This is a genomic window from Acinetobacter oleivorans DR1 (assembly GCF_000196795.1).
GTDB classification, from domain to species: domain Bacteria; phylum Pseudomonadota; class Gammaproteobacteria; order Pseudomonadales; family Moraxellaceae; genus Acinetobacter; species Acinetobacter oleivorans.
The window spans coordinates 427615-447445 of sequence record NC_014259.1; the positions used below are offsets into that span (position 1 = coordinate 427615).

Annotated in this window: 18 protein-coding genes and 1 pseudogene; 14 read left to right on the forward strand and 5 right to left on the reverse strand. The window is 40.4% G+C overall.

Going from position 1 to position 19831, the window contains the following annotated elements; all coding sequences use genetic code 11:
• Nucleotides 1-51: 51 nt before the first annotated feature.
• The 8 genes from AOLE_RS01995 (at nucleotide 52) to AOLE_RS02025 (ending at nucleotide 6874) form a co-directional block, all read left to right on the forward strand.
• Nucleotides 52-882, forward strand: coding sequence for an inositol monophosphatase family protein (locus tag AOLE_RS01995; RefSeq protein ID WP_004789677.1), 831 nt, complete (start codon nucleotides 52-54; stop codon nucleotides 880-882).
• A 408-nt stretch (nucleotides 883-1290) separates the two neighbouring features.
• A complete protein-coding gene (locus AOLE_RS02000) occupies nucleotides 1291-3225 on the forward strand; it encodes a DEAD/DEAH box helicase (RefSeq protein ID WP_013196768.1) in 1935 nt (644 codons plus the stop codon).
• 105 nt (nucleotides 3226-3330) lie between these two features.
• On the forward strand, nucleotides 3331-3540 hold the full coding sequence (locus AOLE_RS19650) for a hypothetical protein (protein ID WP_081399100.1): 210 nt from the start codon (nucleotides 3331-3333) through the stop codon (nucleotides 3538-3540).
• 90 nt (nucleotides 3541-3630) lie between these two features.
• Nucleotides 3631-4449: an ABC transporter ATP-binding protein gene (locus AOLE_RS02005; RefSeq protein ID WP_005301184.1), complete on the forward strand. Its 819-nt coding sequence runs from the start codon at nucleotides 3631-3633 to the stop codon at nucleotides 4447-4449.
• Nucleotides 4446-5225: a lipid asymmetry maintenance ABC transporter permease subunit MlaE gene (gene mlaE / locus AOLE_RS02010; protein ID WP_005301186.1), complete on the forward strand. Its 780-nt coding sequence runs from the start codon at nucleotides 4446-4448 to the stop codon at nucleotides 5223-5225. Before AOLE_RS02005 ends, mlaE begins: the two co-directional genes overlap by 4 nt.
• On the forward strand, nucleotides 5225-5908 hold the full coding sequence (gene mlaD / locus AOLE_RS02015) for an outer membrane lipid asymmetry maintenance protein MlaD (protein ID WP_005301188.1): 684 nt from the start codon (nucleotides 5225-5227) through the stop codon (nucleotides 5906-5908). The genes mlaE and mlaD overlap by 1 nt, the downstream gene beginning before the upstream one ends.
• Nucleotides 5909-5934: 26 nt before the next feature.
• Complete coding sequence (locus tag AOLE_RS02020; protein WP_013196769.1) at nucleotides 5935-6576, forward strand: MlaC/ttg2D family ABC transporter substrate-binding protein; 642 nt, start codon at nucleotides 5935-5937, stop codon at nucleotides 6574-6576.
• 10 nt (nucleotides 6577-6586) lie between these two features.
• On the forward strand, nucleotides 6587-6874 hold the full coding sequence (locus AOLE_RS02025) for an STAS domain-containing protein (RefSeq protein WP_004789663.1): 288 nt from the start codon (nucleotides 6587-6589) through the stop codon (nucleotides 6872-6874).
• A gap of 72 nt (nucleotides 6875-6946) precedes the next feature.
• Here AOLE_RS02025 and AOLE_RS02030 read toward each other — a convergent pair whose 3' ends face one another.
• Nucleotides 6947-7960, reverse strand: a complete 1014-nt coding sequence (locus AOLE_RS02030; RefSeq protein ID WP_004789661.1) for a CorA family divalent cation transporter — start codon at nucleotides 7958-7960, stop codon at nucleotides 6947-6949.
• A gap of 158 nt (nucleotides 7961-8118) precedes the next feature.
• Between AOLE_RS02030 and AOLE_RS02035 the strand changes: the two genes are divergently transcribed.
• Nucleotides 8119-8700, forward strand: coding sequence for an LOG family protein (locus AOLE_RS02035; RefSeq protein WP_005301199.1), 582 nt, complete (start codon nucleotides 8119-8121; stop codon nucleotides 8698-8700).
• A 14-nt stretch (nucleotides 8701-8714) separates the two neighbouring features.
• The gene (locus AOLE_RS02040; protein WP_013196770.1) at nucleotides 8715-9113 is read left to right on the forward strand and encodes an NUDIX hydrolase; all 399 of its coding nucleotides are present in this window, start codon (nucleotides 8715-8717) and stop codon (nucleotides 9111-9113) included.
• A gap of 5 nt (nucleotides 9114-9118) precedes the next feature.
• Here the strand turns inward: AOLE_RS02040 and AOLE_RS02045 are convergent, their stop codons facing one another.
• Complete coding sequence (locus AOLE_RS02045) at nucleotides 9119-9748, reverse strand: ComF family protein (protein WP_013196771.1); 630 nt, start codon at nucleotides 9746-9748, stop codon at nucleotides 9119-9121.
• Complete coding sequence (recG, locus tag AOLE_RS02050; protein ID WP_013196772.1) at nucleotides 9741-11786, reverse strand: ATP-dependent DNA helicase RecG; 2046 nt, start codon at nucleotides 11784-11786, stop codon at nucleotides 9741-9743. Before recG ends, AOLE_RS02045 begins: the two co-directional genes overlap by 8 nt.
• Before the next feature lie 20 nt (nucleotides 11787-11806).
• Here recG and AOLE_RS02055 point away from each other — a divergent pair, with 20 nt between their 5' ends.
• Together AOLE_RS02055 and AOLE_RS02060 are read left to right on the forward strand one after the other, a co-directional pair.
• Nucleotides 11807-12622, forward strand: a complete 816-nt coding sequence (locus AOLE_RS02055; RefSeq protein WP_013196773.1) for an NAD(P)H-binding protein — start codon at nucleotides 11807-11809, stop codon at nucleotides 12620-12622.
• A 73-nt stretch (nucleotides 12623-12695) separates the two neighbouring features.
• The gene (locus AOLE_RS02060; protein ID WP_013196774.1) at nucleotides 12696-13685 is read left to right on the forward strand and encodes a putative solute-binding protein; all 990 of its coding nucleotides are present in this window, start codon (nucleotides 12696-12698) and stop codon (nucleotides 13683-13685) included.
• Between the two features lie 46 nt (nucleotides 13686-13731).
• On the opposite strand, the pseudogene plsB reads toward AOLE_RS02060, so the two are convergent.
• Nucleotides 13732-16304 (reverse strand): annotated as a pseudogene (gene plsB, locus AOLE_RS02065) (glycerol-3-phosphate 1-O-acyltransferase PlsB).
• 276 nt (nucleotides 16305-16580) lie between these two features.
• On the opposite strand from plsB, the gene AOLE_RS02070 reads away from it, so the two are divergent.
• Together AOLE_RS02070 and AOLE_RS02075 are read left to right on the forward strand one after the other, a co-directional pair.
• Nucleotides 16581-17453: an acyl-CoA thioesterase gene (locus AOLE_RS02070; RefSeq protein WP_003653674.1), complete on the forward strand. Its 873-nt coding sequence runs from the start codon at nucleotides 16581-16583 to the stop codon at nucleotides 17451-17453.
• Between the two features lie 108 nt (nucleotides 17454-17561).
• Complete coding sequence (locus tag AOLE_RS02075) at nucleotides 17562-18827, forward strand: dicarboxylate/amino acid:cation symporter (RefSeq protein WP_005301217.1); 1266 nt, start codon at nucleotides 17562-17564, stop codon at nucleotides 18825-18827.
• A gap of 46 nt (nucleotides 18828-18873) precedes the next feature.
• Here AOLE_RS02075 and AOLE_RS02080 read toward each other — a convergent pair whose 3' ends face one another.
• Entirely contained in the window at nucleotides 18874-19824 is a 951-nt protein-coding gene (locus AOLE_RS02080) for a metal-dependent hydrolase (protein ID WP_081399102.1), read from the reverse strand.
• Nucleotides 19825-19831: the final 7 nt, after the last annotated feature.

A 19831-nucleotide genomic window follows, 5' to 3' on the forward strand; every position in this document is an offset into this window, starting at 1 on the left:
TTTATGCATTATTCTTTGTCAAAATCTTCAAATTTGTCTAGTGGGTGTTCAATGGAACCTATGGTGGTTATGGCTGCGCGTGCGGCTCAAACAGTTGGTCAAGAGCTTTTAAAAGCGCATCAAAATCGTCATAAACTCGATTTACAAGTTGAAGAGAAAGGCATTGATGGCCCAGTAACGCGTGTAGATCGTTATTTAGAACAGTTAGCGATTGATACGTTACGTAAAAGTTATAAAAACCATAGCTTCTTAGGTGAAGAGTTTGGTTTACAAGAAGGCAAAGGCCATGATGCAGAGTGGTGCTGGGTAATTGACCCGCTTGATGGCACACAAAACTTTATTAATGGTTTCCCTCATTTCTGTATTTCAATTGCAGTTCAGCATAAAGGTGTTACTCAACACGGCGTAATCTACGATCCAGTACGTGATGAGTTATTCTCTGCTAGCCGTGGTCGCGGTGCAGTTATGAATCAACGCCGTATTCGTGTAAATGTAAAAGATAGTTTAGAAAATACATTCTTGGCAGTAGGCCATCCTTACCGTGCTAAACGTGCTGGCGAAATCGTATCTTATGCAGAGCAGCATTTCGCATCATTATTAGCTGTTACTGAAGCAGGTGCACAAATCCGTCGTGGTGGTTCAGCTGCTCTAGATTTAGCGTATGTAGCTGCGGGTCGTTTCGATGGTTTCTTTGAGCTTGGTTTAAAGCCATGGGATATCGCTGCTGGTGAACTTATTCTTAAAGAAGCGGGCGGTGTAGTTGTTGACGCACGTGGTGGTAATAACTCACTTGAAAATGGTCAAGTACTCGCATGTTCGCTTAAACTGCTAAAACCTTTAATGCAAACAGTTGTTCCAGCTTGGGATAAAGCTGCAAAATAATTTGGTTCATTATTAATAAAACCCTCTGTAATCAGAGGGTTTTATGTTTTAAATAAAGATTAAAATTAAGTTAATTCAAGAAATATGCATAAAGTTGATTAAAAAAGGTGACTTTTAAATTATTTCTGCTATAATCCGCCAACGCACTTAAATTTCCGTTCATTACCTGAACATTCTGTTCTATTCATTGTAAGCGCACGCTGTCCATAGAGAGGACCATTACTTGCGCCCCAATCGCTCAGCGATTCTTCAGGTTCGGCCGTAATCAAGCGTGCGTTTAGTCCACATCGTCGTTACTCGGATTGCTGCTGAAAAAACGTTTCAGCTAATTTTGCTTTGCCGCTTTTTGCCGATGTCTATTTTTTTGTATTTATTAAAAATGGAGCACCCACAAGGGTGAAACTCTCTATGAGCAAAACTTTTGCCGAATTTTCTTTGCATGAAACCTTACAACAAGCGCTTGAAGGTTTAGGTTTTACTGCCCCGACTCCTGTGCAAGAACAAGCAATTCCTGCTGCTTTAGAAGGTAAAGACCTTCTTGTATCAAGCCAAACTGGCTCTGGTAAAACTGCTGCATTCTTACTCCCAACATTAAATGCTTTAGCTGGTCAAGAAACTGTTGTACCGTTCAAAGACCGTATGAAAGCAGTAACTCAACCGAATATCTTGGTAATTTCACCAACTCGTGAATTGGCTCAGCAAGTAAGTCAAGATGCAATTGCATTTGTACGTCACATGAAAGGTGTTCGTATTGCTGCCATTATGGGTGGTATGCCATTTGCAAAACAAATTCAACAATTAAAAGGCGCGCAAGTTGTTGTTGCAACACCTGGTCGTTTACTTGACTTGGTAAATCGTCGTCAAATTAAATTAGATCAAGTAGATGCTTTAATCGTTGATGAAGCGGACCGTATGCTTGACCTAGGTTTCTCTGAAGACTTAGAAGCAATTAGTGAATTAGCGGCTAACCGTAAACAAACATTAATGTTCTCTGCAACATTTGCTGACCGTATTATTCGTCTTGCATCATGCATGATGAAAGATCCTATGCGTATCGCAATTGAAACAGGTCATTCAACCAATACTGATATTACGCAAACATTGCATTGGACTGATGGCTTCGAACATAAGAAAAAATTACTTACCCATTGGTTAAGTGATGAAAACTTAGATCAAGCTGTTGTTTTTGCTAGTACGCAAGAAGATACAGATATGTTGGCAGAAGAACTTGCTGAAGCAGGTCATTCTGTAGTTGCACTTCATGGTGCAATGCCACAAACAGTTCGTAACCGTCGTTTACGTAGTATTCGTGAAGGTCGTGCAAAAATCTTAGTTGCAACTGACGTTGCTGCTCGCGGTCTTGATGTTCCGACAATCTCTCACGTAATTAACTTCGGTCTTCCGATGAAGCATGAAGATTATGTACACCGTATTGGTCGTACAGGTCGTGCTGGTCGTACTGGTCAAGCAATTACTTTAGCGACTTATCGTGAACGCGGTAAGATTCGTGCACTTGAAGAATATTTAGAAGCGCGTTTAAGTGTTTCAGAAATTGAAGGCTTAGAGCCATCTCCACCTCCTGCTCGTTCAGGTCGTGATGGCGGTGGTCGTGGTCGTGGCGGTAATGGCGGTAGCCGTGATGGTCGTCGTGGTGGCGGCGGTTTCGGTGGCGGTCGTCGTTTTGAAGGCGAAAGCAATTTCAAACGCCGTGAAGGTGGTCGTGATGACCGTCCACGTCGTAGCTTCGATGATAAACCACGTGGTGAGCGTCCAGCATTTGGTGGTGAAGATCGTCCACGTCGCGAGTTCAATTCAGACCGTCCACGTCGTGAAGGTGGTTTTGAAGATCGTCCACGTCGTGAGTTCGGTTCAGATCGTCCGCGTCGCGAAGGTGGTTTCAATGATAAACCACGTTTTGACTCGAATGATGACAACCGTGGTAATCGCGTAGATTATAAACCACGTCGCGAAAGTGGTTTTGGTGACCGTCCAAAACGTAGCTTCGGTGGTGAAGATCGTCCGCGTCGTAGTTTTGATGACAAACCACGTGGCGAGCGTCCAGCGTTTGGTGGTGAAGATCGTCCACGTCGTAGCTTCGATGATAAACCACGTGGTGAACGTCCAGCGTTCGGTGGTGAAGATCGTCCGCGTCGCGAGTTCAACTCAGATCGTCCACGTCGTGAAGGCGGTTTCAGCGATAAGCCACGTCGTAGCTTCGATGACAAACCACGTGGTGAACGTCCAGCGTTTGGTGAAGATCGTCCAAAACGTAGCTTTGGTGGTGAAGATCGTCCGCGTCGTAGTTTTGATGACAAACCGCCGCGTCGTAAATTCGACCGCTAATCAATATTTAGTTTGAAAAAAGGCCAGTAAAATACTGGCCTTTTTTATTTTTCAGTTTTGTTATAAACTAATAAAATGTGAATTGGTTCAATTTTTTATTAAATAATGCGTAAAAGTAAGCGAAAAGAAACAATAATGGCACAGTTGAAGAACCTTCTGGTTCAGCATGGGTTGCCTTATCTTTTTATTGCACTCGTTTTGTGTAATGGGGTTTACTTCGCCTACGCTTTTATAAATGGAAGTTCTGTTGAGCAATTCCAAGCCTCTGAATTGACCTCTTTTTACGAACATACTTCTTCGAATTCTCTCAAGTAAGTTAGCTTTGCTTTTGTCAAAATTACAACAAGTTTGCTAATTTTCAGTGTTATAGTATGCGTGCATAAAAGTGCAGGAACGATTGCCATTATGAATAATAAAACTCCTCTCTCGACTCAACCGCTTATTGAAGTAAAGAACTTGAGTTTTAATCGAGGGGAACGCGTCATTTATGACAATATTAGTTTAAATATACGTCGAGGCCAGATTACGGCCATTATGGGACCTTCTGGTACAGGTAAAACAACTTTATTACGTCTGATTGGTGGACAATTAGTTCCAGATCAGGGGGAAGTTTTACTCGACGCTAAAGATATTGCCAAAATGTCTCGTCAGGAACTTTTTTCCGCTCGTGCACGTATGGGAATGTTATTTCAGAGTGGAGCTCTATTTACGGATATGTCCGTTTATGAAAATGTGGCGTTTCCAATCCGAGCGCACACAAAGCTTCCTGAAAATCTCATTGCTGAACTGGTTGCATTAAAACTTGAATCGGTGGGTCTACGTGGTTCTGAACAATTAATGCCGACAGAACTTTCAGGTGGTATGAATCGTCGTGTAGCATTGGCTCGCGCGATTGCACTTGATCCCGATTTAATCATGTACGATGAACCTTTTGCTGGTCAAGACCCAATTGTGAAAGGAGTTTTGACACGTTTAATTCGTTCACTACGTGAAGCATTAGATTTAACAACAATTATTGTTTCGCATGATGTTGCAGAAACATTATCGATTGCTGACTACATCTATGTGGTAGCTGAAGGAAAAATTCAGGGAGAGGGTACACCTGAAGAGTTGCAAAAACATGCTTCTCCATTTGTACACCAATTCTTAACAGGTTCGGCAGAAGGACCAGTTGAATACCAGTTTAGTCATCTAGCTTATTTAAATAACGAGGTTCGTCCATGAATACGATTGCCTGGTTAGGTAGACTCGTTATTGAGCGGATTCGAGGCATTGGTGCTGCGGCACATATGCTCTTGCAGATTATTTTTTCACTTCCTAGCAAGGGTGGTTTTGGTCGTTTTGGTTACCAAATGCACCGCGTAGGTGTGATGTCCTTACTTATTATTACCGTTTCTGGTTTGTTTATTGGTGCGGTTCTTGGCTTGCAGATGTATAGCATTTTGGTCACTTTCGGTGCTGAGTCAATGTTGGGTACAGCGATTTCGTTAACCCTACTCCGTGAGCTTGCTTCTGTGGTTGCTGCATTGCTATTTGCAGGACGAGCAGGTTCTGCATTGACTGCCGAAATTGGTTCAATGAAGCAAAGCGAACAGCTTGCCAGTATGGAAATGATCGGGGTTGACCCTTTAAAGCAAATCGTATCACCACGTCTTTGGGCTGGTATTGTCAGTTTGCCAATGTTAACTGTGATATTTGCCGCCATTGGGATTATTGGTGGCAAGATGGTCGGTGTTGACTTTTTAGGTGCTGATGAAGGCTCCTTCTGGAGTGGCATGCAAAATACAGTGCGTTTCGGGCATGACATTATCAATGGCACGATTATTAAAAGTATTGTTTTTGCTTTGATTTGTACATGGGTCGCTGTTTATCAAGGCTATGCTTGTGATCCGACACCAGAAGGCATTGCAACGGCAATGACCCGGACGGTTGTGTATTCTTCATTATGTGTTTTAGGTTTTGATTTCGTGTTGACTGCGGTCATGTTCGGAGGGATTTAATGAAATCACGTAGTAGTGAACTGGCCGTTGGTATCTTTGTTATTATCTTCGGTATTGCATTGTTTTTCTTAGCAATGAAAGTTAGTGGGCTTGTTGGTACTAACTTAAGTGATAGTTATACCATGAAGGCTCAATTTGATAACGTCAATGGGCTAAAGCCACGTGCTAAAGTAACAATGAGTGGGGTTACAATTGGTCGTGTTGATTCAATTACGCTTGATCCGGTTACGCGTTTGGCTACCGTAACATTTGGTTTAGATGGAAAATTGACAAGTTTCAATCCTGAACAATTAAAAGAAGTTCAGAAGAATGCGCTGGAAGAGTTGCGTTATAGCTCAGATTATACTCAGGCTTCTCCAGAGCAACAAAAAGCAATGGAACAGCAACTGACCAGTAACATGACCTCCATCACAAGTATTGATGAAGATGCTTATATAATGGTAGCAACCAATGGTTTGTTGGGTGAAAAATATTTGAAAGTTGTACCTGGTGGTGGTGTGAACTACTTGAAACGAGGTGACACGATTTCAAACACTCAAGGAACTATGGATTTAGAAGATTTAATTAGTAAATTTATTACTGGTGGTGGGGCTGGTAAAGTTGCTGCCGGTTCAGGCTCAACAGAAGCGAGTGCTCCTGCAAGCACTGATAAAGATAGTGCACAAGCCTCATTTGTTGAGTAAAAGATTATTTGAAGGAGTGGTTCCTGGTGAATACGTTGTTTAAACAAACCCTGACAGCAAGTCTTTTGTCTACCATGATTGCAGGTACAGCATTTGCTGCACCTTCAGAAGCACCACCTGATTTTATCAAGCGTGTTGCTGATGGTTTGATTACTCGTTTGAAAGCTGATCATGCAAAATTGCAAAATAATCCAGCATTAGTGAAGAGTATCGTACGTCAGAATTTAGACCCGTATGTTGATTCACAAGCATTTACTCGTATTGTAATGGGTACTTATGCAACAAATCAGTATAGTACAGCGGCACAGCGTGCTCAGTTCGAAACTAACTTCCGTAATACTTTAATTGAAAATTACGGTAGTGCATTTGCTAAATATACGAACCAAAGCTATACCATGCGCCCTTACAAGGCAACTGCGGGTAAAAACCCAGTAGTGACATTGGACTTCAGTCATAACGGCGACAAAATTCCAGTATCTTTCCAGTTAGCTGATAAAGGTACACAGTGGAAAATCCGTAATATCAATGTTTCTGGCATTGATTTGGGATTACAGTTCCGTAATCAGTTTGCTGCAACAGTGAAACGTAATGGTGGCGATTTGAATAAAGCAATTGCAACCTTCCAACCGGATGCGGATGCTGCTGTTAATCAGAACAAACAAAAATAGTAGGTGAAGAGTGGTTCAGTATCTCAACCAACAATTGGTTGTTTCGGGAAAAATTGATTTTGAAAATGCGGAACAACAGTATCAAGCAGGTTTAGCTATCATCAAGAAGCAGCAAAGCTTTCCTCTGGTGGTAGATTTAACAGAGCTTGAGCATGGTAGTACCTTGGCATTGGCTGTTTTAGTTCAATGGTTACGAGTGACTCCACAAAAAGCTGGTTTGCATTTTAAAAATGTACCCGAAAAAATGCTGAAGATCATTCAAGCCTGCCATTTGCAGGAAGATCTACATTTGATCTGATGTTCTAGATGTAAAAAAGCACCTATATTTAGGTGCTTTTTTATGCTTTGGACTAGCATTTTATTACAAAGCTTAAATCCATTTTTTCCAGCGGAAATAAATAATAGGGCCAATAAAGAAACCGATAATAATCAGTAAAACGATGATGAAACTAGTCGTACCATGGGCAAAAGGAAGTACATCTGTGTTCATCCCATAGATGCTGGCAATAAGCATCGGAGGAGCTAACATACTTGGTAAGATCGAGAATCGACGGATCGTGTCATTCTGTTCGGTATTAATGAATCCAGACGTTGTATCAAGCAAGAATCGTACTTTTTGGAATAAGAAAGCATCATGTTCTACGAGTGAGCGGACATCTTCACTCAATTCTCGAATATCAGCATCGTAAATATGACTGCCTAATGCTCGAGGACGTGATAAAAAAGTAAGTACACGTCGTAAATCAATTAAACAGAGCTGAGCTTTTCCTAGCATGTCTTCTTGTTGAGCTAGGCGCGTAATCATGTCATCTAGATCTAGAATTTGTTCACGTTGGTGATTGTTAAGAACCTCTGTCGAGTATTTTTCTAAATCTTTGTGGATATCTTCTAAGATATCCGCAAGCTCATCAAGCTTTGCTTCAAGAAGACCTAATAAAATCCATGTTGGATCTTTATAGTCCATGTCGTAGTCATTTCGGCGAGCACGCGCACGAAAGGCACGGAACGCAACTAATTTTTCTCCTCGCATCGTAAAGAGACGGTCTTTATGTAAAATAAATGCGACCGTTTGTACCATCGCTAAAATGTGTGATGAATCTTCTGCATCACCATCCACTTGATAGTTTTTATTTTTCGTTAAAAAATAAGTACTGATATGCAAAATACCATCATCATCACGGTAGAATCGTGCTGAGGATGAAATATCTTCTAGCGATTTTAGTGTGGGTAAATTTTGGTCATAGGCATCTAGTACCCATTGTTGCTCTTCTTGTGAGGGTGCAATAAGATCAAGCCAGACTAATTCGGGATGTAGATCAAATCCACCATTGATGGTGGCATCTTCCAGACTTCCGCGTTCTGTGGCATAAAAGGCTTCAAGCATGTGTCTTTTTTCCTCACGCAGTCTGATGGAAATGGATGGGTGTATTTTAGACAAGGATTTGCCGAAAAACACTTGCCAATACGCTATTTTGCAAAAAAAAACTCTATCGATAGTTTAGTTTGTCAGCATGACAGTTCAATAAAACGGTTTTTTACACTATGAATTCAATTTGTATTTTCTGTGGTTCATCTCTTGGTTCAAACCCAATTTTCCAACAAATTGCCAAAATTACAGGTGAGGCTATTGCAAAACAAGGTAAGACCTTGGTTTATGGCGGCGGTCGCTCAGGCTTAATGGGCGTTGTCGCTGATAGTGCCTTGCAGGCAGGTGGGCAAGTCATTGGCGTCATTCCTCGTGCTTTGGTCGATCGTGAGTTAGCTCATCCGGGCTTAACCAAATTATATGTGGTCGAAAATATGCATGAGCGTAAAACCAAAATGGCGGATCTCTCCGATGGTTTTATTGCTTTACCTGGCGGTGCGGGTACATTGGAAGAAATCTTTGAACAATGGACGTGGGCGCAATTAGGTATTCATCAAAAGCCATGTGCTTTCTTAAATGTAGCTGGCTTTTATGAAGATTTACTTAAAATGATTCAAGGGACGGTAGATAATGGATTTAGCCAAGCACGGTTCGTTGATAAATTGATCGCATCAGACAAAATTGAAGACATTCTTCAACAATTTGAGCAATATCAGCCTCCTGCTCCAAAATGGACAAATGCAGATGTTCAACCATAAACGAGGTTAAATAAGTGAAAACAATTACGGTCGCTGCTGCAGTGATCTTGAATGAGCAAAATCAGTTGTTGCTCGTGAGAAAGCGTAATACTCATGCTTTTATGCAAGTAGGTGGCAAGCTGGAAGCCAATGAAGCGCCAGATGTCACAATGCAGCGAGAAATTTTAGAAGAAGTTGGAAGTTCTTGTGTAATTGAACAATTTCTTGGTCGTTTCGAAACAGCAGCTGCCAATGAACCAGATCATATTCTAGTTAGTCATTTATATCTTGTTCAGCTCGATCAGGCTCCCAAAATCGCAGCCGAAATTGCAGAAATGAAATGGGTTGACTTAAATGATTCAGAAACGCACCTTGCACCATTAACTCGTGAAATTGTTATTCCTTGGTGTGAGCAGCATTTATCTACAGTTTAATCGTTTTAACTGGTCAGAGTTGCCGCTAAACAAGCGGCATAGATAGATGTGCAGCCTAATTGTTTAAGTGCTTGACTGAGCGCATGAATAGAGCTTCCAGTGGTTATTACATCATCAATAATAAGAACACGGCGATAACGCCGTTTTTCTTCAGAAAGCGCAATAAATTGTTGCTCAATGTTCTCAAAGCGTTCAAGTCGAGAAAGCCCTTTTTGCGAATGTTCAGCAAGACGTTGTACTGGCTGCCAAACAGGTATTTTTAATTGTTTGCTTAAGATGTTTGCAATTAACAATGACTGATTAAAACCACGTTCGATTAAACGTTGATTAGAAATAGGCATAGGCACAATAGCCTGTACCTTGGGAAATTTGAGTTGTTGTAAAATTTCACCTAACAAAATTTCATAATGTAATTTCTGTTCATATTTAAACTGCTGAATGATCCGGCTAACTGGATAAGCATAATCACAGGCCACAAGAACTGATTGATCATTGCGTTGAATTGTTTGTTTAAGCCAAGGTAACTGCTTCCAACAGTCCTTACAGAGCGAATGTTTTTCACGTACATCTGACTCACATAATAAGCAAGGTGAGAGTAATTGAATAAGATGCTGTGGGTTTAAGAAACTAAACATACGCGTAGCGAGGCGCTTCCGGAAGCCAACGTTTTAATAGCGCATCTGCTTGTTCTGGATAATCTTTTAAGACTTGCTGAGCTACATAATGAGCTTGACTGAGTAAGTGATCATCTCGCTCTAAACGAGCAACTCTAAAACCCATATCCCCAGTTTGTTTAGTACCTAGTAATTCACCCGGTCCGCGTAACTCAAGATCTTTTTCTGCAATCACAAAGCCATCATTACTTTCTCTTAAAATAGAAAGTCTCTCTTGCCCATTTTGAGAAAGAGGCGTTTTGTATAAAAGGACGCAAAAGCTGGCCTGTGCGCCTCGACCTACGCGACCCCGTAATTGGTGTAACTGAGAAAGTCCTAAGCGTTCAGCATTTTCAATGACCATAATAGAAGAGTTGGGGACATCGACACCAACTTCAATGACCGTGGTTGCGATAAGAAGCTGTAACTCATTATTTTTGAACGCTTGCATGACCGACTGTTTTTCGTCAGCTTTCATTTTGCCATGCACTAAGCCAATATTAAGCTCAGGAAAGCGTTCTTTCATTTCTTGGTAGGTGGCTTCGGCGGCTTGAGCATCTAAAGTCTCAGACTGCTCAACCAGTGTACATACCCAATATGCCTGTTTCCCATCTCTACAATTCGAAGCAATCCGTTGAAGTACCTCTTCACGACGATCAAGTGGAATCGTAACGGTTTGAATTGGAGTACGGCCTGGAGGCAACTCATCAATAATTGATGTGTCTAAGTCCCCATAGGCACTCATTGCTAGTGTTCTTGGAATAGGAGTGGCTGTCATGACGAGTTGGTGTGGGGTGAATTGCTCAGCACCTTTATTACGTAAAGCTAAGCGTTGGTCTACACCAAAACGATGTTGTTCATCAATGATTACTAGCCCTAATTTAGCGAAGCCAACATTGTCTTGAAATAAGGCATGTGTACCAACAATAAGTTCCGCGTGGCCTTCTTTAATCTGTTGTTCTGCTTGGGCACGGGCTTTACCTTTCTGTTTGCCAGATAGCCAAGCAACTGTAATACCTAATGGTTCAAACCAACGTTTAAAATTCAAATAGTGCTGTTCTGCAAGAATCTCGGTAGGAGCCATTAATGCAACCTGCCAATCGGCTTCTAAAGCATGACAAGCAGCTACAGCTGCAACCAAGGTTTTTCCAGCCCCAACGTCACCTTGTACTAGGCGCAGCATAGGTTGGTGTTGTTTTAAGTCGTTCAAAATCTCTTTAGATACACGTTTTTGTGCATTGGTCATTTGAAAAGGTAAGGCTTCTAAAAGCTTTTTAGCTAATATTTTACTGCTTGAGAAAGCTGGGGATGCAATTTGGCGAATATACGCACGGCGATTAAGTAAACTAATTTGGTGCGCAACTAGTTCTTCAAAAATAAGTCGTTGTTGGGCTGGGTGTGAGCCTTGGGCCAACTGGAGCATATTCGCATCAATAGGAGGCTCATGAATGTAATACAAAGCCTCTTTAAGCGCATAGCCATTAGTATATTTTTTTGGGAGCAGCTCTGGTAAGGCATCACTATGGTGCTTTAAAGCTTGTTTTACATATTCGCGGAGTTTGGGTTGAGTTAACCCATCCGTACTTGGGTAAATTGCTGTAAGCTGAGTTTTTGGTAGAGGTGTATGTTCATGAATGAGCTGAATTTCGGGATGATACATCTCAAGCCCGCGAGCGCCGACACGAACTTCACCAAAAATACGTAAGCGATGACCCGGTTTTATTTTGTCAGTCAGGTTTTTATAAATATGATAAAAGCGTAAGGTAACTTTACCGAATTCATCTTGAACCAAGGCCGCCATAGATTTTCGTTTTCCCGGAGGGAAGTCAATTGATCTGACCTCACCTTCGAGTAAATAGCTACGCCCAACCACAAGTTGATTCATTGCAATAATTGTACTGCGGTCTTCATAATCACGTGGCAGATGAAACAGTAAATCATCTGTGGTAAAAATATTTAGTTTTTCGAGCAGGGCTGCTGAAGCCGATCCAACGCCTTGTAACTGATGGACTGAAGTCATGTCCCCTCAACGAGTTTTCTATGCATATATTATTTATCGGTTATGGTAAAACATCTCAGCGTGTTGCTAAACAACTATTTGAGAAAGAACATCAAATTACCACAATCAGCCGTAGTGTAAAAACGGATCGTTACGCAACACATCTTGTTCAAGATATCTTTAAACTCGATTTAAGTAAAATTGAACCTGTGGATGTCGTATATATTTTACTTTCTCCAAACGAGAGTACGGTTGAGGGCTACCAACATACTTATGTCGATAGTATTGAACCGATTCGAGATGCATTAAAAATACATCCAGTAAAAAAAATAATCGTAGTGTCGTCTACACGGGTATATGGTGAAAATGCAGGGGAGATCATTGATGATTTTAGTGAAATTCAGCCAAATGATGCACAAGGCCATATATTGCGTACTATGGAACTCCTTTGGCAAAAACATTATCCAGCACAATGTGTAATTATTCGCCCAACTGGGATTTACGGAACCTCAGTTACCCGTTTGAAGAAGATGGCTGAAAATAGTCAAAGTTATCCAAATATACATTATAGCAATCGAATACATATTGATGATTTAGCAAAGTTTTTGGCTTTTATGGCGGACTATGAAAATCATCAAACCAGCTATATTGTGACTAATAACCAACCATTGCCTTTGCATGAAGTTGTCGTGTGGTTCCAAAAACAATTGGGTTTACCAGTGTTAACGTTAGAATCAAACCAAATCTCAGGTAAACGAATTTATGCGAAGCATTTGCCTGAAACGGGTTTTCAATTAGAGCATCCAATTTGCTTTAATGACTATTTATTATGTTTAAATGTTCATAGCACTAAATAAAATTTTGATTAAACTTTAAATAAGAACAGAAATACCTGATGAGGCAGTCAAATTGCCGATAAAGATAAAAAGTTTGAAAGCGAAAAGAATTTGTTTAGCTCTTATTTTGAGCGTAACAGCTGTTGCGAGTTGGGCCGAGGATCAGGTGTGGTGTGCATATGATCCGATTGGTTCCCAAGGGGATATTACACGTCGTTTAAATGACATTCGATTGTATGCACAGCAATACCAAGTCAAATTTAAAGTGGTGACCTATCAAAAAGAACAACAGGCCATACAAGCTTTTGATGATGGTAAATGTTCAGGTTTAGCGGCATCTAATTTTAATACTTATCGTTATAACCAATTTATGGGAAGCACTGCTGGTATCGGGCTTATTCCTAATAATCGTACCGCTAAAAGCTTATTACAGCTTTTGAATCATCCAACAGTCGAAAAAAGATTAATTTCTAAGGATTATGAAGCTGTAGGGATGATTCCTGTTGGTACGGCCTATATGGTTCTAAAAAATAAAAAAATCTCTAGAGTTGCTCAATTAAGAAATCAACGTATTGGCGTGTTACCAAATAATCCACCACAACAAGCATTGGTACGAAGTGTAGGTGCTCAGCCAGTTTATGTTGATTTATCTAATGCGATTGTGCAATTTAAGCAAGACAAAATCGATATTGTTCCAGCGCCAGTGTATGGACTATTACCATATAACTTACAAAAAGAATTTGGACCAGATGTCCAAGTCATTAACTTTCCTTTGGCATATTTTGGCGTTAATTTAATTATTAAGCCGCAAGCTTATCCTGCTAATTTTGGTCGAAAAATTCGAGGATGGTTTGTTCAAAATAGTCAATTACTGACTAACCGCGCAACCCAATGGGAAAATCATTTACCTGCCTATTACTGGGTAGATGTTTCTTTTTATGAAAAGCAGAGCTACGACGTGATGGTTGCCAAAATACGTAATCAGTACGTGCTTTCAGGTTATTACGATGCTTATTTTGTTCAACTTATGAAGCGTCTACGTTGTATGGATGATCCACGCTATTTTGAATGCCCAATGCGCTAATAAAATAAAAGGCAACCGAAGTTGCCTTTTATTTTGAGTAAAAACCTTAAGATTTTTTACGCTTTAAACGTCGTTTTGCTTGTTGAGATGCCATCGCTTCAAGCGCATCTTTTAATTCTTCGTCGCTAAAGGTCGTGATGTGCTGCAACATTTGTAAGGTTACTTCATCAAGAACCAACTGTGCGCCAGCAGCCATTTGACGGAAATTATCATCAAACTCGATTTGGCCTTGGTCGTTTGTACGAATGTAATTTTGCTGTGTAAGTACTTTTAGGAAGCTTTGGAATAAAGCTTTGTCGAAGAACTCTGGCGAATTAAATTCATATAGAACTGACAAGCGTTGTCCGAGTAAATGACTTAATTCTTCAACCTGTTTAGCAGAAATATTACCTGAACCACGTTGAGTAATGAGCGCAAGCGTCATGTAGTAACGCTCAAGACTTTGCTTAACAGGCGTAGCTAAAACAACAAGCTGATTATGCTCTTCAGTGTTTGGTGCAGAGCTAATTAAATTACCTTCATCATCTTGCTGAATAAGGTTTGATTGAACCAATGCATTTGCATATTGCTCAATTTGTTCTTTAAGTTCGCTGCTCTTCCATTTAAGGAATAACTCTGCTTTTAAGAATGGGTAGAGCGTATAGATGACATTGGTTAAATCTGAACGGCTGATTTTTCCATTATGTTCAACAAGTGATGCAACCAATGACGGTAAAACAAAGGCGTGCAAAATGTTATTACGGAAATAGGTGAGAAGAACAGCTTGGTTATCTTCAATCGCAATAATATCGCCGAGTGCATGCTGAACTCGTTTAATGAGTTTAAGCTTTAAACCATAAGCAATAATTCTTTACCAGAAAGCGGCGTTACTTCCATACGTTGGTCATATGGGAAGTTCGATGCTAGATTGCGGTAAGCTTCAAGCTGCTTAATGCAAATTTCTTCATCAAGCGTATGCTTTGGAGTTGCAAGTAAAATAATAGAAAGTAAAGAGACAGGGTTAATCACCACAGCTCGGTTAATATTTTCTAAAATTGCATGTGCAGAGCTATTTACGGCATCTGAAACTGCTTGAGGAATTGGGTCGTCATTTTTCTCGATAAAAACGTTTTCTGCATTATGTTGTTTAAGCAGATCATCAAGGAAAACAGGTTCACCAAAGTTCACGTGGACTTTACCGAAAATACGTTCAATTTTTCGTAAGGTTTTCACAATACCAAAAATTGATTCAGCTTCTTTCGGTTTACCTTGCATTTCGCCTACGTAGGTCGAGCCTTCCATCAGGCGTTCATAACCAATGTAGGTGGGTACAAATACAATTGGCTTTGTACGGCCACGTAAATGACTATGAACCGTCATGGCAAGCATGCCAGTCTTAGGCGGTAATAGGCGTCCTGTACGCGAACGTCCACCTTCAATAAAGTACTCAAGTGGCGTGTTACGTGACAAAATACTATATAAATATTCTTTAAATACCGTTGTATAAAGGCCATTTCCGCGGAAAGAGCGGCGAATAAAGAAGGCACCACCACCACGTAAAAGCTGACCAACGAAAGGTAAGTTTAGGTTATCACCTGCAGCAATATATGGAACCATAAGACCACGTCTATAAATCACATAAGACAATAATAAGTAGTCAATATGGCTGCGGTGGCAAGGTGTGTAAACCACTTCATAATCTTTTGCCAGTTCACGAACGGTACTGAAGTTATGCACATCTACGCCGTCATAAAGCTGGGTCCATAAGCGCGTTAAAGCAAGATCGGCAAAGCGCACTGCTGAATGTGAATAATCCGATACGATTTCATTGACATAACCAATCGCACGGCGTTCAGCTTCGAGCATACTCACTTTCCCGCGAATACTTTCACGGCGGATTGCTTCTTGAACATCACGAGATTTGACAACCGACTGCATGACATTACGTCGATCCGATAAATCGGGGCCTAACACTACTTCACGCTGACGATCTAAGTAATCATTTAACGTACTTACAATATAAGTGGCTGGTGAAAGGTTCGGATAATGCTGTTGAGCATATTCAACCAATTCACGTAGCGATTGTGGTTCATGAAACTCTAAGTAAGATTGACGACCATGTAAGCCAATGTTGACCAATTGCTTAACGGTACTTGGTGTAGCCCATGTATCTGAAAATAATAGCTTAAACCAAGAATCTTCTTTATCTGGTGAGCGTCCCCATAAAACGGTAACTGGAACAAGCTCTATATCAAGTTCAGGATTTTCTTGTAAGACTTCAATCAGTTTTAGTAAGCGTGGTGGAAAAGCATGAGGAGGAGGATTCAGTAAATTATTTTCATCATTGTGCTGTAAAAATAAAACTGATGCTTTTTCCTGATGAGTGCCAACAACTAATGGATCTAACGCAGGTTTTAAATTTAAACGACGCGTTTCTCCATCAACCACCAAAGCATTGCTTCGAGAGTGGTTTTGTAAGACATAGCACACCACTTTTTGGCGCTCAGTCTTTGCTTCTGTTTCTGTTGTTTCTGATACTGGTTCAGTAGGAACTTCCCCAAGAACATGTGGTGTTACCACGAGGTCAAGTAGTTTACTCGAAAGCCGACGATACATTTGACCAAACCCACTCTTGGACATAAGAACTCCTACTTCTTAAAGACAAATCCCAGCACCAAATGCGGAGGGTAATTATTTTGAGGCATTTATTGAAAAAAACAATATGCTACTTTCTTATAAATTATAATGCTTTTGGCATATTTTATCGTTAAAAATCGTATTTTTAGCTGTTATATGAGCAATGTTCATCAGAAGTTGACTGATTGTTCCATGTTCAAATAGTTTTTTATGGCACAATAGATTCTACACATCTGTCCTTTAATACGATTTTTTACCTGAAATATGAAGGTATCTCTCATGAATGCGTTAACCCAAGAACTAGTCGAGCTTCTCACTTTAGAAAAGCTAGAAGAAAATATTTACCGTGGCATGAGCCGTAATCTTGTCGGTAAACGTGTCTTTGGTGGACAGGTTTTGGGTCAGGCTTTACGTGCAGCATCTTATACAACTGATCGCCCAGCGCATTCTTTACATGCATATTTTTTGTATGGCGGCGATATTAATGCCCCAATAATCTACGAAGTAGACCGTTTACGGGATGGAAAAAGTTTTGTAAGTCGTCAAGTTCGTGCGATTCAGCATGGGCGAGTTATATTTTCAGCCATGGTGTCTTTTGCCAATCCAGAAGAAGGCTTGAACTATCAACATCAAGAACCTGAGTATCCTGCACCGGAAACACTTAAATCTGAAAATGAGCTAAAACAGGGTATTTTAAACTTTGTACCTGAAAATGTTCGTGCTAGTTTCATGCGCGAGCGTCATGTAGAAATTCGCCCAATTGATCCGGTAAACCCGTTTCAGCCGCAACCTGAAGCTCCCTATAATGCGCATTATATTCGTACCCATGACCGTATTCCAAAACAATTAGATGATATTGCCTTGCATCAAGCAATTGTTGCGTTTTATTCAGACTTTACCTTAATGACAACGGCTTTAAGACCGCATGGTTTAAGTTATATTTCTCCAAGTTTGCAATGTGCAAGTATTGATCATGCCATTTATTTCCACCGTCCATTGCGCGCAGATGAGTGGATGCTTTATGACATGGAAGCCACAGTGAGTGCGGCTTCAAGAGGTCTTAATTTTGGTCGTATGTGGCAAAATGGCCAGCTTGTATGTAGTACGGTGCAAGAGGGTTTAATTCGTTTGCGGGAAATTGAAACTCAATAGTCCTATTGAAGAGCCATCTAACCAGATGGCTTTTTTATTTTTAATGGGAACGATGTGACAAAAAATTGCTCGAATGAAAAGCAACCTCATGTCATATTGTAAACAGGTATGCCAACTGAAAAAAATAATGCTGATATGAACTTAAATACACAAATTCTGATTGCCGCCATTTTAGGTTTAGCCTTTGGTTTCCTACTCACCATGTATCCAGACACAGCTTTTGTAAAACATAGTTTATATGGGCTTGGAATATTAAGTAGTGTTTTTATCGGGCTTCTTAAAATGCTTTTGGTGCCCTTAATTTTCAGTTCGATTGTTGTAGGGGTATCAAACTTACAAGCGGGCGGACAGTTAGGGCCAGTCTGGAAAATCACATTTTTATGCTGTTTAACTACAACGACTTTAGCCCTAATTTTAGGTATTAGTTGTGCTCATTTATTTGAGGTGGGGCGTGGCATAGATATTTCTATTTTCCAAACATCTATGCAAAATTATCAAGCACCAGATAGTTTAAACCCGGCAAGTTTTTTCACTAATTTTATTCAAAATACTTTAATCAATCCATTTAAAGCATTTAGTGATGGTAACGTTTTAGCCGTTGTGGTCTTTGCTTTATTTGTCGGTGTTGCTTTGGTACAGGGTGGGGAACGTTTCAAAAGTATTCGTGTATTGAGCCACCAGTTCTTTGAAATGATGATGCTGCTTGTTGGCTGGGTCATGAAATTAGCGCCTTTGGGTATTTTTGCTTTATTAGCAAAGTTAATGGCAACCGAAGATATTTCGGTATTAAGTCGTTTGGCTGAGTTTGCAGTCGTTGTAACAGGCACAACCATTTTCCATGGTGCTGTTGTTTTACCACTATTGCTTTGGATTTTTGGTCGCATGAGCCCTTGGACTTTTTTCAAAGGGACACGTACAGCGTTAATTACAGCATTTGCAACCAGTTCTAGCTCTGCCACAATGCCGCTTAGCATGAAGTGTGCACAAGAAAACTTAGGTGTGCGCCCTCAAACAGCAGGGTTTGTTATCCCACTTGGCACTCAGTTAAACATGGATGGTACTGCTTTATATGAGGCGGCAGCTGCACTGTTTGTAGCGAATTTGGTAGGATTAGATTTAAACCTGACACAGCAAATTATCGTCTGTTTAACAGCAATGATTGCATCACTTGGTGCACCTGGAATTCCAAGCGCTGGCATGGTGACTATGATTATGGTTTTACAATCAGTAGGTTTACCAGCTGAAGCAATTGCTATTTTACTGCCAATTGACCGCTTACTAGATACGGTGAGAACTGTGGTAAATGTGCAAGGCGATATGATGATTAGTGTGGTTGTAGATCGCTATACGAAAGATAAAGATATTAGTGTCTAATATCTCGAAATAAAAAAGCAGGATTTAAAATCCTGCTTTTTTATTTTTAAGCTGCTTGAAGTTCTGCTCTTTTTGCTGCTGGAGATTGCGATAAATAGCTAACAGCATCTTCAGTGCTACCTTCTTTGACTGGATCATACCAAGGCATAAGGTAATCAATTTGTTGAGCAATAAGCCAAAATGGATTTGGTAATACTTGGTTATCTTTACGACTAATCTTAAGCCATTCTATAGCAACCCACACTGGGAAAAATCTAGATTTAGCGGCATCTGCAAAGCGTGGATCTTGTTTCATGATGTGTGCAGCACCGTCTACCCATAAACCAAGTACCAGCACAATCACGGCAAGGCTTAAATAGTAGCGCGGAATATAACCACCACCAAGATGACGATATAAATCAAAGGCTACCGTACGGTGTTCAATTTCTTCTGAACCATGCCATTTAACCAGATCGACCATTTCAGGGTCAGCGCCTAATTCTTCCCAGCGCTTGTTATATAGAGCATATTTACCTAACACACAGGTCATATGTTCAACAGTGGCAACAACACCTAAACGGAATAAATCCCATTGGCCTTGTAAGAAATTTGGAACTTCTTTATCAAAAGGCTTATCTGCCAAAGCTGTCGTAAATAAATAGTTCATAATGTCCAGATTTCTCTGAATATCAATATTACGTACGTTTAAATATTCTTTGTTTGCGGAGGTGTGTGCATTGGCATGCATAGCTTCCTGACGGATAAATGCTTGTACATCCTGCTTGAGTTTTTCATCTGTGATTTGCGGTAAAACCTTGTTATACAAACGGCAAAACCAGAACTCACCAGCAGGTAAGATATTATTAATTTCATTAATAAAATAACTTGCGAAAGGCTGATTTGGAATCCAGTCGACAGGGGTATCTTTCCAGTCAAATTTCACTTTACGTGGAAGAATTTTATAATCAATAGAAGAACCTAAAGCCTTATTCTTCAAAAAAGATAACAATTTCATCATTTAGTCC